This window comes from Bilifractor porci (genome assembly GCF_009696005.1).
Taxonomy (GTDB): Bacteria; Bacillota; Clostridia; order Lachnospirales; family Lachnospiraceae; genus Bilifractor; species Bilifractor porci.
On sequence record NZ_VUMV01000005.1, the window covers coordinates 32,050 to 51,701 of the forward strand.

The window sequence follows — 19,652 nt, forward strand, 5'->3', positions numbered from 1 at the left end:
GTATTTCTAAGGAGGAAAGATTTATGAAAAAAAGAAACTTATCAATTTTATTATCATTGGTAATGGCTGCTGCAATAGCTGGATGTGGTAGTTCTTCTACTGCTTCTTCCGCTGATTCCAAGGCGGAAAGTTCATCAGCAGAGGAGGCTTCATCTGCAGCAGCGTCTGCATCTTCAGTTTCCGGAGAATCCGTTGGTTCGAGCTCCGTTTCTTCGACAAGTGGTAATGATACTGCGACAGCAACTGCTGGAGCAATTACATCAGATAATTATACACCGGGCACAACACAGGATGCAGGAGAAGCTGCGGGTAAAAACATTACTTTTATTATCAAAAACACAACAGCACCATTTTTTATCAGTATGAAGGAGGGCGCAGAACAGGCAGGAAAAGATTATGGAGTAACAGTATCCGTTCAGGCACCTACTGATACAGATGAAGGGGCTGGTAATACACAGCAAACACAGCTTGCTGAACAGGCAATTGCAAGTAAGACGGATTGCCTTTGCATTGCGCCGGTGGATAATGAAGCTATTATGCCTGCAATGAAGAAGGTGAATGATGCAGGAATCCCAATTGTCGAAGTTAATTCTCGGTTGTCTGATGAGAGTTTTTCATCAACGTTTGTTGGACTTGAGAATGTGCAGCAGGGTTATGATACGATGGAGCAGCTGATTAAGGGACTGAACGGAGAGGGAAAGATCTTTCTGATTGAAGGGACGACAGGTGCACAGACATCAGCAGACAGAATTACTGGTGCGAAGAAGGCACTGGAAGAAGATGGACCAAATATTGAGGTGGTTGCACAGCAATCTGCAAATTATAATCGAGCCGAGGCGCTGAATGTTGTGCAAAATCTGCTTCAGTCAAATCCGGATGTTGATGGAATCTTTTGCTGCAATGATGAAATGGCTCTTGGTGCTGTTGAAGCTGTAGATTCAGCAGGAAAAACCGGTGATATCCTTATTACAGGCCAGGACGCGAATGACGATGCAGTTTCTGCACTTAAAGAAGGTAAGATTTATGCGACATCGTATGGCAATCCTTATATGCAGGGATATATGGGAGTGGTTGCAGCAGTTGATACGCTTAATGGTGGCGCGAAGAGTGATTTCTATCAGGTGCAGACAAAAGTTGTTACAATAGACAATGCAGATACGTTCAAAGATTGATAATACACGAACTGTAATAGAAAGATCAAGTAAAGAGGAGACCTGTAAATGGATAAAGCAAAAATGAATCTGGATAAATGGATTTTCACTGAAAACCCCACTATCTTTTTTGAAAATACTCCTGTAGGACGTTGTAAAAAGGAAGTCTGGGACATGAGTGAGGAAGAAGTGGATAGAGTCTTAAGGGAAGATTATGGAATTCCAGCTCCTCCGGAACTTGATAAAGCCGGAAGCTATATCCAGACAACTCCGCGCGGAGAACAAATTGAGAATAGGAGGAAAAGTGATATAGTTTTTGTTCCGGTGGCGTGTACTGAGAATCATGGCATGCATCTACCGACAGGTCAGGATTTGTTTCAGGTAACGATGTTTCTGGAAGGAATGAAGAGACATCTGGCGAAACAGGGAAAAGTTTTAAATATTGCATGGCCTTGTCTTCTTTATGGAGGACATCCGTATCATCATATTGGCATGCCGGGAACGGTGATTATGCCGCAAGAGGTTGTGGTCGAGACTGTTGTACATGTAATGGCTGGTTTGTGGGATGATGGATACAGAAAAATAATTCTGGTAAATAACCATGGTCAGTTGTGGAATCTTGTGACAGGCCTTCAGCAGTTTACAAAGAGATATCAGGTACCAGGCATTTTTGAGGTCTTTGACTGGCACCGTTCGGTTCGGGAGTTCTTTCAGCCGAATAATGGTCAGGAAAACAGCATGGAAACACCTTTCAATCATGCTTGTGAGAGTGAGACGTCACTTGGCCTCCTGGGATTCCCGGATATGATTGATATGAGCAGGGCGGTCGATACAAAACCAGAGCCGTTTCTTGATACAGGATGGTTTGACAATTCGACAGATAACTATCATCGCCCACATAGGTGGGATGAGGGAGAAGGGCATGCAGCAATTGAGCGATATGCAACTCCGGAAGGATGCGTTGGGACACCTACGATTGCTACAGCGGATAAAGCAAAAAGACCGATCCTGGCTATTTGCAGGATGTTGGAACTCCTTTATGATGAGATTAGCACAAAATATCCGGCGGGAGAAGTTCCTAAAGCGGAAACAATGACTATGAGAACGTCGGAAGAGATTGCTCCGTTCTTGAAGGAGCCGCTTAGTGAGGGTTGGAAGTCCATTTGGCAGCTTCCGAAAATCGGACCTGCGGAGAGTTTGTAATTTGAATTAATGCATTAAAAAATGTCCGGGATTTTACTCAATTCCGGACATTTACTATGGAAAACGATAAGGTTGGAGTGGTTAATATATCGGAAAACTGGTTAAAAAATCTAACGAGTTTTCATCATGGTTAAGAATAATAGCTGTTATTTTTATATAGATGTCTGGGACAGGATAGAGAAAAACAGGAGGTTGAAATTGAAGATCAGGGATAATGTTACTTTTCCACTCTGCTTACAAATATGGGATACAGATTTCAAATCGAGTAATTTTACTAAAATGCTTCAGATTCTGTGCCAAGAACATTTTTTTGGAGTCGAACTCAACCTTACATCGTTTGATATATCTGAAATTGAAGTGTTGTTGGAATTGCTTCGTTCTTATAATCTGAGGCTTACCGGAATTGCGACAGGGGCATGGGCTAAGAAGAATGACTATTCATTCTCCAGTGAAGATGAAAATGCACGAAAGGCATCGGTAAAGGCGTTTATCGAACAGGTACTGGCTGCGGCAGCATTTGCGAAGACAAAAGTAATTGTCGGAACATTGAAAGGCGCAGTGCAGATAGATAAGCAGAAACAACTGCAAAGTTTTTTTCGCAGTCTGTGTGAAATTGACGCTGTTAATAAAAAAATGAAAGTTCCTGTTTATCTGGAAGCAACCAACCACTATGAATCTTGTGCAGCAAATACGGTTTCAGATACTGTAGAGGTGATCAAAAAATTACATGGAGAGGGACGTTATTTTGTCCTTCCGGATACGTATCATATGAATATGGAAGAAACAAACTTTTTTATTCCTGTTTTAAAAAACAGAAACTATTTTACGAATATTCATATGTCTGATAATAATAGATGCTTTCCAGGCTATGGAATGTTGCGGTTCGGAGAGGTTTATTCAGCATTAAAAGCGGCAGATTATCAAGGAACGGTAACGATAGAAGGGAGAATCCAAAATGATTTTGACGAAGAAATACGAAATTCTGCCGCATTTTTAAGATGTACTGCGATGAATTTTTGCTGAAGATAAGCAGAAAAAATATATAATGTTCCGAAGAAAACTTCCGGGTATTTTATAACAATACCCGGAAGGAAACGTGCATTTTTCAATTTAAGAAGATTGTTTTATAAGATCCCTTATGGATTCAATAGCCTTTTTTGCGGTGTCATCTCTGTCATCTCTGGGAAAACACTCTACGGTTACATATCCGGTGTAATGAATCGCTCTAAGAGCATGGAAAACCGAGATGAAATCAATATTTCCGCTCCCGGGATACCATCTCTGGTTGTCTGCTAAGTGAAGGTAACCGAGTTTGTCTCCTACTTGAAGAATTGTTTCTGAAAGATTATCTTCCTCCAGGTTCATGTGATAGGTATCAAGATGAACAAAACAATTATCCAGTTCCCATTCGCTGATAAAAGACAGGAGTTGTTCTGCTTTTGTGAAAATGTTCATCTCGTAGTGATTAATAACCTCAATAACAACTGGAACATGATGGACTTTGGAATAGTTGTTGATCTCTTGTAAATTTTTTCCAAGACGCCTCATGTAAGGTGTGAAGTTCTGATTTGCAGGGATAGTTCCTCTGACCCATCCGAGGACGATGCCAGCTCCCAGCTTTGAAGCAATATCTATATAATCCATAACACCTTTAAGCGCCGCCTTCTCCACATAGGGACGGTCATCGGTTAATGTGCAGAACCCCTCAGTTGCAAGTTTTCCAGTAACAATCATGGATATAGAAACTCCCGTTTCCCTCATGGCCTGACGGATATGGTCATAATTAAGAATTTCATTTTCGCGCATGTGTATCTCAATGGCATCATAACCAAGAGCTGCAGCCTTCTGTAGATTCTCTTCAATTGTGCCATGCAGAAGTAACGGGGAAGAATTGTTTGCGTACTGTACAGAAGAGATACCGATTTTCCATTCATTCATCATTGCCACCTCTTTTAACAGCGTCTACCATTTCCCCGTATTTTGCCTTTTCATCCTTTATAAACGAAAAAACGTCATCCGTTTTTGGAAGGTCATCAGAACAATTGTTACTACGAACCATCATAGATGCTTCGGCTGAGCCGAATTCCAGACATTTGCTGACATCCCAGCCACTGAAGAGACCATAAATAAATCCTGCGCCATAACCGTCTCCCCCGCCAAATCCTTTTCGGGCATCTACTGGGAATGGCCTTACGCTGAAGCAATCACCGTTTTTTACATAAGCAGTGGAACCCTGCATTCCGTGTTTGATGACAACAATTTTTGCATTTTGTGCGAACCAATACGAAGCGCTTTCTTGATCACCCATGCCTGGTTTAATGAGGGATTCTGTGAGATCAAATTCTTCTCTTGAACCCATAATAATGTCAGCTTCTTTTGCAATGGCTGAATAGTAAATGGAAATTTCATCATGGCTCTTCCATGTATATTCTCTATAATCAATATCGAAAATTAGTTTTGTGCCATTCTTTTTTGCCAGAAGAGCAGCCTTTAACGCTGCCTCACGAGATGGACTCTGAGAAAGCGCTGTGCCGGAAATCAGGAGAACTTTTGCCGTTTTTATATAATCTTCATCAATGTTATCAACGGAAAGCTGCAGGTCGGCAGCCTGATTTCTATACATGAGGATACTGCTTTTTTTAGAAGAAAGCATTTCCGTAAATGTGAGGCCTAAGTTTTCGCCATGTGTACAGCGCGTGATATGAGAGGTGTCTACACCGACCGAATTAAAATAGTTCTCAATAAAGTCGCCAAACTGATCATTACTTACGCATCCGATGAATCCGGCCTTTAATCCATGCTTTGTAACACCAACGGCAACATTGGCAGGAGAGCCTCCTAAAAACATTTCAAAGTAATGTACCTTATCTAAGGGTTTAAACTCTTCTTTGACGTTTTCTGAATATGCCGGGTTTAAATCAATTGTCGCACGCCCCAGAAGGATAATATCAAGGGGTCTTGTTTCATCTACATCCAAATACTTCATTTTTCCTCCTTTTTGGTTTGACTTTACGGAAAGACAGATAATAAAAATAAAACTTAAGAATTAATATAGTACGCGGATACCATGACTGCTTAGAAACGCCTCTGTTTTTTCGTCTGGCTTTGAATCTGTTACCAGACAATATATCTGGTTCAGACTGCAATATGTATATAATGAAGATCGGTTAAATTTAGTGTGATCTGCCAGCAGATATATTTCACGGCTCTTTTCACATACGCGCCTTTTGATATGGTATTCACTACTTTCGGCATTTGTCACACCTCCGTCAACGGAAATTCCAGTGGAAGCCATGAAAGCCTTAGTAATATTCATGGAAGAAATGCCCTGGATAACTTCGCTTCCGGTAAATGACAGCGTTTTTCGATTAAGCGTACCTGGAAGTGTGATTAACTGAATATTCGCGTAAGGCATCAGCGCTTCTAAGACCAGATAGCTGTTTGTTATGACGGTACATGGCGTATCTGCCAGATTGCTTGCAAGCTGATAACATGTTGAACCGCTGTCGATAAAAATGACATCATTTTCATTGACAAGTCCTGATGCCAGCTTGCCGATTTTTTCCTTCTCCTCAATGTTTTTGCTACTTCGTTCCTGATAAGGGGATAAAAGAATTTGCGTATGGAAAGGAGCAGAAAGATTATTTTTTTCCGGACTTTTGAGCCGAAGGCCACCGTATACCTTTTCCACAATCCCCCGTTTTTCCAGAATGTCAAAATCTCTTCGAGCAGTGCTTGTTGATATATTAAACCAGTTGCAGATATCGTCGATAGAGACGGATTTGTTCTTGCGAACCAAATCTTCTATTTGATTGATTCTACTTTCCTTCATTTCTGTTGATACCGCCTTCAATTTATTGTTTATATTTATGAATATAAAACAAGCATAAAATCTTGTCAAGAGTTATCCTAGCAATATGGCGGAGTAGTAAAAAAGCTTGCAGAGATATGTCCATAAAACACAAAAAGAAATCAAAATAGATTCAAAAAACATTCATTTCACTATTGCGCTATGATGCAAAATATGTTAATATCTGACCGAAATAAAAAGTTGTGGATTCGATCAAAGAGAATTCAGGAAAGGATGAGAACATGACAGAAATTAAAAGAATGGGTTATTGTGTTGGGGGGAAATGGATCCAATCTAAAACTGACAAATACATGGATGTTACGGATTCCAGCACAGGAGAGGTAATTGCCCAGGTTCCTCAGTGTACACCAGAAGAATGTGAATCTGCAATTGCTTCAGCACAGGAGGCTTTTCCGGCTTGGTCAAGGCTTTCTATCTCCAAAAGAGTTCAATATTTATATAAATGGAGAGATGTTCTGTATGCACATAAGGAAGAACTTTCTGTTCTTTGCGCAAAGGAATTGGGGAAAAGTTTAAGTGAGGCAAGAGGAGATGTTCAAAAGGCAATTGAACCAACGGAGGAAGCTTGCAATATTCCTACGCTGATTGAGGGTGACTGTGCTATGCAGGTCACCACAAATTATGATACGATGACCTGGCGTAAACCTCTTGGCGTTGTGGCCGGAATTGTGCCGATGAATTTTCCTGCAATGATTCCCTGGGGTTGGATGGTTCCGCTTGCAATTGCATGTGGAGATACAGTGGTTTTGAAGGCAAATTCCCAAACCCCATTGACATCTATGAGAATGCTTGAGTTGTTTTACTCAGAAGGAGGCTTTCCGGAAGGCGTTGTAAATCTGGTAACTACAAGCCGTACGGAGGCGGAAATTTTTCTGACTGATCCGCGCATTAAGGCGGTTACGTTTGTTGGGACAACAGGTGTTGGTAAACATATCTATTCAGTGGCTGCTGCACACGGCAAAAGAGTGCAGGCACAATGCGAAGCAAAAAATCATGCCCTCGTCCTTAAGGATTGCAATCTAGAAGCTACAGTTAATGCTATTATTAATTCTACATATGGGTGTGCAGGAATGCGCTGTATGGCATTGCCGGTTGTCTGCGTAGAAGAAAGCATCGCTGATGAATTCGTTGCTCTTCTGAAAGAAAAGGCTTTAGCGATGAAGATTGGGTGTGCTTACCACGAGGACACAAAACTCGGACCGGTGGTTTCTCAGAAACATAAGGAAAAAATATGCAAGTGGATTCAGACGGGCATTGATGAAGGCGCTGAACTGATTTTGGATGGACGTGATATTAAAGTTCCTGGGTTTGAAGGAGGGTACTTTGTAGGACCGACAATTTTGGATCATGTGGAACCCGGAATGACTGTCGGTGATTGTGAGATTTTCGGTCCTGTAACATGCATAAAGCGGGTGAAGGATTATGAAGAAGGCATTAAGGTTATGAATGCTAATCCGTTTGCAAATGGATCTTGTATTTTTACCAGCAGTGGATATTATAGTAGAAAATTTGTTATGGATACAGATGGCGGAATGGTTGGTGTGAATGTTGGCATTCCGGTTCCGACAGCGTATTTCCCATTCTCAGGAAATAAAGATAGCTTTTTTGGAGATCTTCATGTTCTTGGTAAAGATGGTGTGCATTTCTTTACTCGGGCAGAGACGGTCACAACACATTGGTTTGATGAAAAAGCAGGGAAAAGAGATGTAGGAACCTGGGAGGGTAGTACCGAGCAGTAACATTGGTTCATAAAAGTGCCATGCCCGGATATTCTTATAGAAAGCAGTATCCGGGCGTCGTAGCTTTTCAGAGGAGAATAAATATGTCACTGACGAATATGATAAGCATCATGGATCAATGTCGCAAGCAGGGAAAAGGATGCGGATCCTTTAGTACATACAGCATGGAAGAAGTGATGGGGGCTATACTGGCCGCAGAAGAAACAAAAACGCCTGTCATTTTACAATTGGCCGAGGCGCGTTTTGTAACTGCACCCCTGGAGTATATGGGAGCAATGATGCTTGCTGCGGCAAAAGATGCCGAGGTGCCCATTGCAGTACATCTGGATCATGGGAAAACACTAGATTCAGTTGAAAAGTCCCTGAAAATGGGGTTTACATCTGTAATGATTGACGGCTCAGCTGAGCCTTTTGATGAAAATGTCAAACTTACAAATGAGACCATTGAACTTGCCCGGGAATATCATGCTGATGTAGAGGCGGAACTCGGTGTGGTTGGAAGATCGGAGGACGAATATACCGTAACATATACCAGACCCGAAGATGCAAAAGCATTTATTGATGCAACACATGTAGATGCATTGGCGGTTGGAATTGGCAATCTTCACGGGAATTATCCAGGAGGAACACCTCATCTTCGGTTGGATATTTTACAGAAAATTCACAATGTGATTCCAGATCAACATCTTGTTCTTCATGGTGGAAGTGGTATTTCAGATGCAGATTTTCAGAAATGCATTAGAAATGGCGTTACGAAAATTAATATCAACACAGCTATCTTGAATAATATGCTTAAAGCAGCGGAAGAGTATCTCTCTGATGATGAAAAGAATAAGATTGATTTTTATGGACTGAACAGAGTTCTTGTGGCATCAGCCTGCCAGACGGTAAAGCATCATATTGAGGTGTTTAATATGGTGCCATTACATGCAGAAGATTAGGAAAATATCCCTTGAGTTTTTTTATTTACTGGTGCGAAGATAAACATGATCTACAGAAGAGAAGATATGCCCAGACGATAGAAAGTCCGGGCATTATTATTAGGCACTTCTGGAGGTATTGCTAACCGGTGCAAGTTTGGTGTCTGTCTGATGCGTTATGTAAAGGACTCACTCTTAAAGGCAGAAAGCAAAAGCTTCTTTGGCACCATCCTCATGAATCTTCTTCAAATACATAGTGACAGTTTGCTCTAAATCCGGAACGTCGGTCAGGTTCCGCCCCCACATTTTTACATTGCACAAAACAGCATGAACCAATTCTTCTTCCGTGCTGTTTTTGTGTTCATTGTAGAAATCGAGAATCCATGCATCATCAGAAACAATATATATTATCCCATCGTCTCTTCTGCAGGAAAGACCCTTCTCTGAGCGTTCCTGAATATCATTTGAATAAAAGGCAATATATGCTGCCAGAGACATCGTCAGACAAGTAGGAAGCTTATTTTTCTTTTCTGTATATTCCAAAAACGAGGGCATATTTCTAGCTCTCCACTTGGACGTGGAATTTAAGCTTATGCTCAACAGTTCATGGTTTATAAACGGATTATTAAAACGATCCTCAACAGCCGCAGCAAAAGCTTCCAGATCCTGTTGTTCCAACGGTAGTGTGGGAATGACCTCATCAAAAAGCATTTTATTCATGAAACCCTTTATCGTTTCATCGTGCATACAGTCCCTCACAATGTTGAATCCCGCAAGATATGCGCCCAGGGCAAAGCCTGTATGTGCGCCGTTAAGGATGCGGACTTTTCTTTGCTTATAAGGCGTAACATCCGATACGACCTGTACATTAAGGCCAGCCTTTTTGAAAGGAAGAACATTCTCCAATCCAGAAGAGCCTTCGATGATCCAAACGCCAAAGCACTCGCCTACATCAATCAAGTCGTCTTCATAGCCGTTTGCCCTATCCATTTCCGATTTTGTTTTTGGATCGTGTACGCGTCCTGGGACGATGCGATCCACAAGCGTGGAACAAAAGGTACATTTTTCACACCAGTTATGGAACGCGTCAGAAAGTTTCCAATGGTCAATGTATTGCTCGACACACTTTTTTAATTCCTTCCCGTTGTTATCAATCAGTTCGCAAGAAAGGATAATAAGAGGCTCTTTTCCAGCCTCAAACCTATGAAGCAAAATTTGTGTCACTTTTCCCGGAAATGAAGATGCCGGGCGATCTTCCCTTCTGCAAGAAGGGTCGTATACGATTCCTGCTTCTGTTGTGTTTGAGACAATATATTGCAGATCATCAGAGGCAGCTACTTCCATCATTTTGTCAAAGTCTTCTGTATCATAAGGATTCAGGCACCGGCTGACGGAAGAAATCACTCGTTTGTCATCAATCCTCCGGCCTTTCTCTGATCCACGCAGATAGAGTGTATAAAGACCCTGCTGTGTGTTGATCTGCTCCGTGAGTCCGGTTCGAATAGGCTGTATGAGAACAGCCTTTCCATTGAATCCGGCCTTTTCATTTGCCATATCGAACCAGTAATCAACAAATGCCCGAAGAAAGTTTCCCTCTCCAAATTGCAGGATTTTCTCTGGCGCTTTTTCAAGAAGATACCCTTTATATCCCAACATGCGCAAAGTCTTGTAACTTAATTTTTCCATATCAGCATCCCTTTCGCTAGAAATTAATCAGCAATTTAAGATCTGGTCAGCGTTTATTATACCAAACGCGTAAAAGGTTTTTTGCTGTATTAAGCTTGTATTCATTGTTATATCTTTATTATTTAACAGAGAATTTAACGTTTCACGCGGGCACCGCCACCGCCCATGATGGCCTCTACTTCATTGATGCTTGCCATGGATGTATCGCCGGGTGTAGTCATTGCAAGAGCACCATGCGCCGCACCGTAATTAACGGCTTTCGCAGGGTCACCTGTTGTCATTAGACCATAGATCAGGCCGGAGGCAAAGGAATCACCGCCTCCTACACGATCCATGATTTCTAGGTTGTTATATTCACGGGACATGTGGATAGACCCTTCTGCCCAGCAGAGCGCCTTCCAATCATTGACAGTGGCCGTACGGACTGTGCGGAGAGTGGTAGCGACTGCCTTAAAATTCGGATATGTTTTAGCTGCCTTTTCAATCATCTTTTTATAGCCGTCTATATTGAGCTCTTTCAGTCTGGAATCATTTCCTTCTATGCCGAATCCTAGACATGCAGTGAAATCTTCTTCATTTCCGATCATAACGTCTACATATTTTGCGATTTCTTTATTCACTTCCTGTGCTTTCTTAATTCCTCCGATTGCACTCCACATGGAAGGACGGTAGTTGAGGTCATATGATACCAGCGTCCCGTATTTTTTTGCTGACTTACATGCAGCTATGACGGTTTCACAAGACTGAGCAGAGAGGGCGGCATAGATGCCGCCGGTGTGGAGCCAGCGGACACCAAGCTCTCCAAAAATATAATCAAAGTTGAAATCACCTGGGGTAGCTTGTGAGATCGCTGTATTCGCACGGTCAGAACAACCTAAGGCACCGCGGATGCCGAATCCTCGCTCGGTGAAATTGATTCCATTACGGCAGCTGCGGCCGATACCGTCAGTTTTCTTCCAGTGAATAAGGGAGGTGTTTATGCCGCCCTGTTCAATCAGATCTTTCATGAGGCGTCCGATTTCATTATCCGCAAAAGAGGTGATAACTGCGGTGTTCAGTCCGAAGCATTTGTGCAGGCCACGGATAACGTTGTATTCGCCACCGCCTTCCCATACCTGAAAGTTTCTTGCCGTGCGTATACGCCCCTCGCCCGGATCCAGCCGAAGCATTACCTCGCCCAGTGAAACCGCGTCAAATGTGCATTCCATTGATGGTTTTACATTTAAATCCATGTTCTTCCCCTTCATCAGTATTGTTTAGAAGTTTACATTTCATGTGTCATACAAAATACTGCATTTTGCAGTCGGCTTTATTTGCGAATTTCCTTCACGATACCGGAGGCTTCCGTGACAAGAGAATAAATCTTGTCAAAGTTCCCGCTGTTGATCATGTCTTTTTTTACCATCCAGCTGCCGCCGCAAGCCCAGATGCGGTTGCAGGCCAGATATTCACGGACGTTCGTGGCGCTGATGCCACCGGTTGGCATGAAGTAAGTGTTGGGATAGGGAGATGCGAGTGCCTTTATCATCTTCAAACCACCGGCGGGTTCTGCTGGAAAGAATTTAACGACTGTAAGACCGTAATCGAGAGCCATCTCTATTTCCGTAGGTGTCTGAATACCCGGTGTAATAGGAATATCATGAGAGACGCAGTAACGAACCACGTCGGGGTTGAATCCGGGGCTGACTATGAATTTTGCACCGGCATCTGTGGCGCGTTTTACCTGCTCAACGCTGAGAACTGTGCCTGCACCTACCAGCATATCCGGAAATTTATCTTCCATGATGCGGATTGATTCTTCTGCGGCATCTGTTCGGAAGGTAACCTCTGCAGCGGGAAGCCCTCCTTTCATGAGCTCTTTACCGAGCGCTTCTGCATCTTTTGCATTATCAAGAACAACGACGGGAATGATACCGATCTTTCTCAATTTTACCAATACCTGATTCATACGTACCCCCTTAACATGCGATGGTTTCATTATATGAAACTATATACCATAATATGAACTTCAAACTTTATTATAAATATTATGGCCTGAATGTCAATAAGCATTAAAAATAAAAAGCATTGTGCTAATTTCTAATATTTTCCACTTGCAATGAAGCATAGAAGAGTATAAAATGTATTTCACAATATGAAATAAAAGCATAATGTAGTGAATTTATACTTATAATGGAGCTGTGCTTGCAGATAGAAATTAGTAGCAAACATTGTGCAAAGGGTCATTTAGCGTATATGAGGGCTGCTGCAGGATATACCCTGCATGACAGAATGGTTTTAGGAGTTGATAATGGTGGATAAAAAGAAAAATCCAATACAGGTGGCCGATAGATTGTTTGGTGCAGTAGAGTATCTGTCTGCCCATGGCGCCAGTACACTTACGGAAGTAAGCGAAGCGCTGGGACTGAATAAAAGCACGATGCACAGGGTCTTGGCTTCCTTGGAATTTATGAATTATGTGACTCAGGATCCCATAACCGGTAAATATGATTTGACGATGAAACTGACCGAATTGTCATTCAGGCATCGCCAGCATTTTGACCTGTTGCAGCGGATACATCCTCATTTGAAGCAACTCGTGAAGGCCTCGGGAGAAACCGTACACTTTGTAAAGCGGGACGGGAAGGATGCGGTTTATATTGATAAAGCGGAATCTGATCAGAATCAGGTACAGATGGTATCCAGAATAGGAAGTCGTATCCCCTTGTACCGGTCAGCCGTTGGTAAGGCGATGCTGGCTACTCTGAGCGAAGATATGGTTGAAAAGATATGGAGACAAAGCACAATCGAAAGAATTACGCCTTATACTATTACAGACTATGAAGAGTTTTTGGAAGCGTTGGCTGACGTGAGACGAAGGGGGTATGCATTGGATAATGAGGAAAACGAACCCGGTGTTCGCTGTGTGGCAGCATCCCTGGAATTTATGAAGCAGGAGGCGGAATATGCTTTCAGTATTTCGGCTCCAATTCAACGTATGGATAATGATAGGATAAGGGTGCTGTCTGCTCTTATTCTGGAGACAAAGAAAAACATCCAGGAGGATTTTGACCGCTGAGTTGTGAAAACAGAAAGTGGGGAGCTGCTTGCGGGGCAGGGAGGAAAAATGAAGCGGATTATACAGATTAATGAAAAGGATAATGTCGTGGTTGCGCTTCGTCCCGTGATGCGGGGAGAGACTGTTTCGACGTCTGAAGGCTTGTCTGTTACTGTCAGGGAGGATATACCGCAGGGGCACAAAATAGCAATATGTGATATGAAGGCTGGCGAGAATGTGATCAAGTATGGATTTCCCATCGGCCATACTACACAGGATGTCCAGGGCGGTAGCTGGCTGCATACGCATAATGTAAGAACAAACCTGAAGGGAGAAGGCAAATATTGCTATCATCCTATACACCCGAGTGTTCAGAAAAAGGAGCCTGGTACTTTTCAAGGGTACATAAGACCTGACGGAAGGGTGGCGATTCGCAATGAAATCTGGATTATACCAACTGTAGGATGTGTCAATAGCATTGCCCGGAAATTGGCTGCAGATAATCAGGATTTGGTGACCGGATCCATAGGGGGAATATATGCTTTTACGCATCCTTTTGGATGCTCCCAGACTGGCGCGGATCATGCGCAGACCAGAAAGCTTTTAGCCGCATTGGTAAATCATCCGAATGCGGCGGCAGTACTCGTGGTGGGTCTTGGATGTGAAAATCTGACACACGAGCAGTTCCTCCAAGAACTTGGGAATTATGATAAGAATCGAGTTAAATTTTTGATTTGCCAGAAGGTCGAAGACGAATTTGAGGTGGGACGAACTCTCCTTCAGGAATGTGCGACGTACGCTTTGAAGTTTAATCGTCAGTTGGTTTTAACAACCGAGCTGATTGTTGGGATGAAGTGTGGTGGATCCGATGGGCTTTCGGGAATCACGGCGAATCCGCTGGTGGGAAGGCTCAGCGACCGTCTGGTGGCCGAAGGAGGAACAACAATTCTGACAGAAGTACCGGAAATGTTCGGTGCAGAGGAGGGTCTGCTGAATAGATGCAGGAATAAGGATGTGTTTGACAAGGCTGTCCAGATGATCAATGGATTCAAGGAATATTTCATCCGTCATGGGGAGACTGTGTACGACAATCCAAGCCCGGGAAACAAAGAGGGAGGCATTACAACCTTGGAGGATAAAAGTTGTGGCTGCGTCCAAAAAGGCGGAAACTCGGCTATATCAGATGTCTTGGACTATGGGGATCAGGTTCGGGAAAAAGGGCTTAATATGCTTTATGGTCCGGGCAATGACCTCGTATCTGCCACTGCCTTGACAGCGGCAGGTTGCCATATGATACTCTTTACTACCGGGCGAGGAACACCTTTCGGAGCTCCGGTTCCCACCCTAAAGATTTCGACCAATACCAGACTTTATGAAAAAAAGAAAAAATGGATAGATTTTAATGCAGGGGTTATCGCGGAAGGGCGGTTGCTGGATTCAGCGGCTGATGATTTATATCGGTTTGTTTTGTGTATTGCAAGTGGAGAACAGACTTGCACGGAGCAAAAAGGATTTCGTGATATATCCATATTCAAGGACGGAGTTGTGCTATAAATTTTACAAGGATAAAAAGATATGCCCGGACGATAGAGAAAGTCCGGGCATTGTGTTTCTTAGCGGGGTAATTAAACACTCAGCTTTTTGTCCATGATCCATCCTGTCAGGGCATAGAACAGGGCGGTAATACCAAGATACAGCAGGGAATAGAGAACGCCGGTGGAGACGGGGAAAGTCATAGAAAGCAGAACACTTCCGAGAAATCCCTGCCCCAGAGGAAGGTTTGCCATGACAATCCCCACTCCGATAACAACGGCCAGAAAGATCAGAAAGCTGAACAGACCTCCGAAACGTCTTCCGTTCAGAAGCGCAGCCTGAATGGCTACCGCAAAAAAGGCAATGGTAATGATACTCAGCCAGCCGCTGAAAAGGACCAGCAGCACTCTTGCGATGTCGGCCGGATTCAGATGAATGTTTCCCATCATATCAGAGAGAAGCTGAATAACGGTGGGAAAGTCCGATGCCTGTACGCCCCAGAGGAACAGGTCGATTCCTGCCAGTGCCACAAAGCAGATGCCGCCGACAGCCAGTGTAATTCCGTTTTCCAGAATTTTCGCGCCGATTATTTTATAGCTGCTGTTCGGTGTCAGGAACAGCATGTAGCTCTGGCAAGAATTCAGTTCCCGGTACAGTACGGAAATGCTGACCAGACCGAGAATCAGCATGCCAAGAGTGGCGCAGAAGGACAGCCCTGTGATTCCTGTTCCAAGAAGTACGGCCGCATTTGACAGCAGACCCAGAAGAAAAAGAATCTCAAAAATGCAGGTACTGATCAGAACCGCGGTTTTTACAGTTCTTGTCTTGCGAAATTCATATTTTAACAGATGTTTCATTTTATTCTCCTTATTCCATGATTTCACGGTATTTGTACGCAAGAGATTTTCCTTCCCGGACACGGAGATCTTCTACGTCGCAGACTTCAACGGCATGTCCGTTCCGGAGGAAAACAGCCTTACTGGCAAAGGACTCAATTTCCTCGACCAGATGGCTGGAAATAACCAGTGTGACATTCGGCTCCACAGAAGAGATCACAGCCTCCATGATGCGGTCTCTCGCGATCAGGTCGATCCCGTTCAGCGGTTCGTCCAGAAGAAAAACGGATGCTTTTCTTGCCATGGTGGCGGCAATCTTCAGTTTTGCGGCCATTCCGGATGAAAGCTGCCGGATTTTCATATCTTCTGTCAGCGCCATTTCCGCCAACAGTTCCCGGTATCTGTCAGAGGAAAAATCATCAAAGAAATCCTGAAAATATTCTCCGACATCTTCGACTGTCATCCAGCGGAAAAAATAAGGTTCGGTGGACATATAGGCAATTTCCCTGCGGCTTTCAATCCCTACAGGGCTGCCGTTGTAAAGCATCTCCCCGGAGGTGGGCTTGGTTAGACCGGCCGCAGTTTTCATCCAGGTGGTTTTTCCGCTTCCGTTAGGTCCCAGAAGCGCATAGATCTGCCCTTCCTCCAGTTTCAAGGAAACGTCGTCCAGAGCCTTTTTGTTCAGATAGTTTTTTGTCAGATGGATGCTTTCCAGCATAATTAATTCTCCTTCCGTATCAGGCTGCAGATTTCTTCTCTGGTGTAGCCCAGTTCTTCCATGTTTTTCAGAAAATAGGCGACCAGTTCTTCCGCCATTTCGCTTTTGATCTGTGTTACCATTTCCGGATCCTCCTTTACAAAAGTGCCCAGCCCTCTTTTGGTATAACAGATGCCTTCCTGTTCCAGTTCCTGATAGACTTTCGCAGAGGTGTTGGGGTTGATTGTGTATTGAACAGCCAGATCCCTTCCGGACGGCAGCTTGTCGCCCGGATGGATTTTCCCGCTCACAATGTCTTTTTTAATTGCTGTTACTACCTGGCGATAGATCGGCAGAGATGTGTCAAATTTCATCGGCTCCTCCTTCCTTGATTTCTAGTACACTAGTACTATAGTACACTAATGCCATAGCGTCAATACCTTTTTTATTTTATTCGCTCTTGTGCTAAAGGTGTCAAAAGTACCTTTTATTATCTGCATGCGGATGGGATCGGTTTATCATCGCTGGATTCAGGCATCCTTCGGTTTATTTTATGAGGAAAGAATGGTAAATCCCTGAAAACATCCGGAGAATCAGATAAAATCATGGAAGCTCGTTGCAAAATCCGGAGAAAGGTGAGATTATTCTGTTGGCGTAACGATTCAGAGGAGGAAAACCATGTCCGGGAAAAAAACGGATGATCTTTGGATTTGTTGAAACCGGAATGACAAAGACAGAATGATGTCAAGAGATACAGTCCATGCATGGATAAGTTTTCTGAAATCAGATGTGTGTGCAGAAAAATTGGAAGGAAGAGCTTATGAAACGGGAGTGGGAGAATAACGAAGATTTGAACTGGAATGAAAGAGTCAAGCTGCAGAAGGACGGTCTGGAAATCTTTTCTCAGCTGGAAGCTCTTACGTCCAGAGAGGAAGCGCTTACAAAGGAAGAGCATGAGTGGATGAAGTGGGCCGGCCTTATGGAACAGAAAAGCGCGGATAAAGATGAGGAAGGCTTATGGCAGGCACATGTGAAGCTTCCCTGCGGGATGCTGAGTGCCGCACAGGCAGAAGAAATAGCCGGTCTGGCCAGGGATTTTGGGGAAAATACGCTTCGTTTTACCGTTCGTCAGTCTGTCCAGATTCAGAATATTAAGCGCAGAGATCTGCAGGAGGTACTTCGTCGGCTTCATGCGGCAGGACTGACGACTACAGAGGCAGAAGGGGACTGTACCAGAAATATCATCGGCAATCCTCTTATGGGTGCAGACCCGGAGGAGTGCATGGATGCCATGCCCCTGGTGGAAGGGCTGCAGAGACTGCTTGTGGGAAATCCGGAGTTTTCCAATCTTCCCAGAAAATTCAAGGTGTCAGTGACATCGGAACCGGGGGATGCGGCTTCTGCGGAGGTGAATGACCTTTCGTTTGTCCCCGCCAGAGCAGAGAGAAACGGAGAAAACATATACGGTTATGCCGCCTATGTGGGCGGAGGTCTTGCCTCCGCGCCCAGGTTCGCCTGCCGCCTGCCCTATTTTCTGAATACCGAGGATGCGATCAGACTGGCCCGTGCGGTTGTTACGATTTACCGTGATTATGGATACCGGGTAAAAAGGTCTCACTGCAGACTTAAATTCCTTCTGGAAGACTGGGGAGAAGCGAAATTCTGCAGCATGATTGATTCTATTGAAAAAGATCTACCGCGCGGAGGAAAAGAAGTGCGCGCCCCGTGGAAGGGGGAGGTGTGCTACGGAATTCACAGCCAGAAGCAGGAGGGGCTGTGCTTTGCGGGATTTCATATTCCCGGAGATATTCTGACTGGGGACGAACTGAAGAATCTGGCGGATCTGTCTCTGGAGTACGGGGACGGTTCTCTCCGCGTGTGCCAGGGACAGTGCATCCTGATCTTGAATATTCCGAAGGAAAGAACCGCAGAATTTAGCGGGAAGTCCGGGCAGAACGAAGATGCAGAGGACGGAAAGTATCTGGAACAGGAAAAGTTTTTTGAAAAATTCCCGCTGCGTCCCGGCATGTTTTCCGGCTATGCCAACGCATGCGTAGGCAGTGAATTCTGCCGCTTTGCAGCGGTGGAGACAAGGCAGAGGCTTATTGCCGTGACCGGTGAGCTGGATCGTATGTTCCCGGATCTGGACTGCCCGATCCGCATCGCTCTTACGGGATGCGGCGCAGGGTGCGCGGCTCCGCAGACGGCTGATATCGGACTAAAGGGTGTCCATATAATCTCAGAAGGAAAGGTGTCTCCCGCTTATATTCTGTACGTAGGAGGAACGCTGGGAGAAAAAGCCTCTCTTTCCGTGCAGCTTCCCGGAAAAGTGCCGGATGACCAGCTGGTGGATCGGATTGCGGGAATTATTCGTATCTATCTTTCCGAACGAAGAAGCGGAGAATCCTTCCATGATTTCACAAAACGGGTGGGCGCAGAACGCTTTCAGTAATTACTGGAAGATGATAAGGCCGATGCCACGCATGCCTGCAGGCAGGTGGCAAAAGGTACTTTTAACGCCAGTAACATGAAAAGTATTAATAGCAAGAAATAGGAAAAGATGGAGAAATTCATAGTAAAAAAGGACAGCGGACTGTCCATTTGTCATGTGCTTTTAAGCAGTGGGGAGACGCCGTTTATATTTACTGCATCTGAGGAACCCGGCGGGGTACCGGAATATCTTTGTTTCCTGGAATATCGGAAGCCGGAGCGCATCTGGCTGGTGATACCATACGAGCGGGATTCGGTCTGGGACATGGTGCTCCGTCTGGCCGATATCCGGACCGTTATGCGAAGAGCCGGTGCTGCATGCCTGGTAAGGGAAAAAACAGATGGGACATATGCAGCAACATCCATGCAGGCGGCGGAGATTCCGGAAAAGCTGTTTCCAAGGCAGGGACTGATGCTGTACTGTGATCACGAGCTGGAGTATCTGCGCAGCATGACAGGGTAAACAGGAAATAGGACGGCGCGGTGTGC

Annotated in this window: 18 protein-coding genes; 9 read left to right on the plus strand and 9 right to left on the minus strand. The window is 44.3% G+C overall.

Translation table 11 applies throughout. From position 1 onward, the window contains the following. Positions 1-23 precede the first annotated feature (23 nt). The 3 genes from FYJ60_RS07845 (at position 24) to FYJ60_RS07855 (ending at position 3,377) form a co-directional block, all read left to right on the plus strand. Complete coding sequence (locus FYJ60_RS07845) at positions 24-1,172, plus strand: sugar ABC transporter substrate-binding protein (protein WP_154458128.1); 1,149 nt, start codon at positions 24-26, stop codon at positions 1,170-1,172. Positions 1,173-1,220: 48 nt separating this feature from the next. After that, on the plus strand, positions 1,221-2,354 hold the full coding sequence (iolN, locus tag FYJ60_RS07850) for a 3-dehydro-scyllo-inosose hydrolase (RefSeq protein WP_154458129.1): 1,134 nt from the start codon (positions 1,221-1,223) through the stop codon (positions 2,352-2,354). Between the two features lie 198 nt (positions 2,355-2,552). Continuing rightward, positions 2,553-3,377: a sugar phosphate isomerase/epimerase family protein gene (locus tag FYJ60_RS07855; RefSeq protein ID WP_205839030.1), complete on the plus strand. Its 825-nt coding sequence runs from the start codon at positions 2,553-2,555 to the stop codon at positions 3,375-3,377. Between the two features lie 87 nt (positions 3,378-3,464). On the opposite strand, the gene FYJ60_RS07860 is transcribed toward FYJ60_RS07855, so the two are convergent. Genes FYJ60_RS07860 through FYJ60_RS07870 form a run of 3 tightly spaced genes read right to left on the minus strand, consistent with a single transcriptional unit; the run spans position 3,465 to position 6,186 of the window. Next, positions 3,465-4,295: a sugar phosphate isomerase/epimerase family protein gene (locus FYJ60_RS07860; RefSeq protein ID WP_154458131.1), complete on the minus strand. Its 831-nt coding sequence runs from the start codon at positions 4,293-4,295 to the stop codon at positions 3,465-3,467. Next, positions 4,285-5,340 carry a 5-dehydro-2-deoxygluconokinase gene (gene iolC / locus FYJ60_RS07865; protein WP_154458132.1) on the minus strand — a complete coding sequence of 352 codons (1,056 nt, stop codon included), beginning with the start codon at positions 5,338-5,340 and terminating at the stop codon, positions 4,285-4,287. The genes FYJ60_RS07860 and iolC overlap by 11 nt, the downstream gene beginning before the upstream one ends. A 60-nt stretch (positions 5,341-5,400) precedes the next feature. Continuing rightward, positions 5,401-6,186 (minus strand): DeoR/GlpR family DNA-binding transcription regulator, encoded by a 786-nt coding sequence (locus FYJ60_RS07870; RefSeq protein ID WP_154458133.1) that lies wholly within the window; start codon positions 6,184-6,186, stop codon positions 5,401-5,403. A gap of 260 nt (positions 6,187-6,446) precedes the next feature. On the opposite strand from FYJ60_RS07870, the gene FYJ60_RS07875 reads away from it, so the two are divergent. Continuing rightward, the gene (locus tag FYJ60_RS07875) at positions 6,447-7,964 is read left to right on the plus strand and encodes a CoA-acylating methylmalonate-semialdehyde dehydrogenase (protein WP_154458134.1); all 1,518 of its coding nucleotides are present in this window, start codon (positions 6,447-6,449) and stop codon (positions 7,962-7,964) included. Positions 7,965-8,047: 83 nt separating this feature from the next. After that, entirely contained in the window at positions 8,048-8,905 is an 858-nt protein-coding gene (locus FYJ60_RS07880; RefSeq protein WP_154458135.1) for a ketose-bisphosphate aldolase, read from the plus strand. Positions 8,906-9,079: 174 nt separating this feature from the next. Here FYJ60_RS07880 and FYJ60_RS07885 read toward each other — a convergent pair whose 3' ends face one another. From FYJ60_RS07885 to FYJ60_RS07895, 3 genes are all read right to left on the minus strand, one after another. Then, positions 9,080-10,570, minus strand: coding sequence for a tagaturonate reductase (locus FYJ60_RS07885; protein ID WP_154458136.1), 1,491 nt, complete (start codon positions 10,568-10,570; stop codon positions 9,080-9,082). A 134-nt stretch (positions 10,571-10,704) separates the two neighbouring features. After that, positions 10,705-11,802 (minus strand): sugar kinase, encoded by a 1,098-nt coding sequence (locus FYJ60_RS07890; protein ID WP_154458137.1) that lies wholly within the window; start codon positions 11,800-11,802, stop codon positions 10,705-10,707. A gap of 77 nt (positions 11,803-11,879) precedes the next feature. Continuing rightward, positions 11,880-12,518, minus strand: a complete 639-nt coding sequence (locus FYJ60_RS07895; RefSeq protein WP_154458138.1) for a bifunctional 4-hydroxy-2-oxoglutarate aldolase/2-dehydro-3-deoxy-phosphogluconate aldolase — start codon at positions 12,516-12,518, stop codon at positions 11,880-11,882. Positions 12,519-12,860: 342 nt separating this feature from the next. Here FYJ60_RS07895 and FYJ60_RS07900 point away from each other — a divergent pair, with 342 nt between their 5' ends. Further along, positions 12,861-13,628, plus strand: a complete 768-nt coding sequence (locus FYJ60_RS07900; RefSeq protein ID WP_154458139.1) for an IclR family transcriptional regulator — start codon at positions 12,861-12,863, stop codon at positions 13,626-13,628. Positions 13,629-13,676: 48 nt separating this feature from the next. Next, positions 13,677-15,161: a UxaA family hydrolase gene (locus tag FYJ60_RS07905; RefSeq protein WP_154458140.1), complete on the plus strand. Its 1,485-nt coding sequence runs from the start codon at positions 13,677-13,679 to the stop codon at positions 15,159-15,161. 71 nt (positions 15,162-15,232) lie between these two features. Here FYJ60_RS07905 and FYJ60_RS07910 read toward each other — a convergent pair whose 3' ends face one another. The 3 genes from FYJ60_RS07910 to FYJ60_RS07920 are packed head-to-tail and all read right to left on the minus strand — an operon-like array spanning position 15,233 to position 17,047. Next, positions 15,233-15,997, minus strand: coding sequence for a hypothetical protein (locus FYJ60_RS07910; RefSeq protein ID WP_154458141.1), 765 nt, complete (start codon positions 15,995-15,997; stop codon positions 15,233-15,235). A 10-nt stretch (positions 15,998-16,007) separates the two neighbouring features. Further along, complete coding sequence (locus FYJ60_RS07915; protein WP_154458142.1) at positions 16,008-16,694, minus strand: ABC transporter ATP-binding protein; 687 nt, start codon at positions 16,692-16,694, stop codon at positions 16,008-16,010. Between the two features lie 2 nt (positions 16,695-16,696). Beyond that, a complete protein-coding gene (locus FYJ60_RS07920; RefSeq protein WP_154458143.1) occupies positions 16,697-17,047 on the minus strand; it encodes a GntR family transcriptional regulator in 351 nt (116 codons plus the stop codon). 446 nt (positions 17,048-17,493) lie between these two features. Between FYJ60_RS07920 and FYJ60_RS07925 the strand changes: the two genes are divergently transcribed. Both FYJ60_RS07925 and FYJ60_RS07930 read left to right on the plus strand, forming a co-directional pair. Further along, complete coding sequence (locus tag FYJ60_RS07925) at positions 17,494-19,125, plus strand: nitrite/sulfite reductase (RefSeq protein ID WP_205839031.1); 1,632 nt, start codon at positions 17,494-17,496, stop codon at positions 19,123-19,125. A 108-nt stretch (positions 19,126-19,233) separates the two neighbouring features. Beyond that, the gene (locus FYJ60_RS07930) at positions 19,234-19,626 is read left to right on the plus strand and encodes a hypothetical protein (RefSeq protein ID WP_154458145.1); all 393 of its coding nucleotides are present in this window, start codon (positions 19,234-19,236) and stop codon (positions 19,624-19,626) included. The last annotated feature ends 26 nt before the right edge of the window (positions 19,627-19,652 follow it).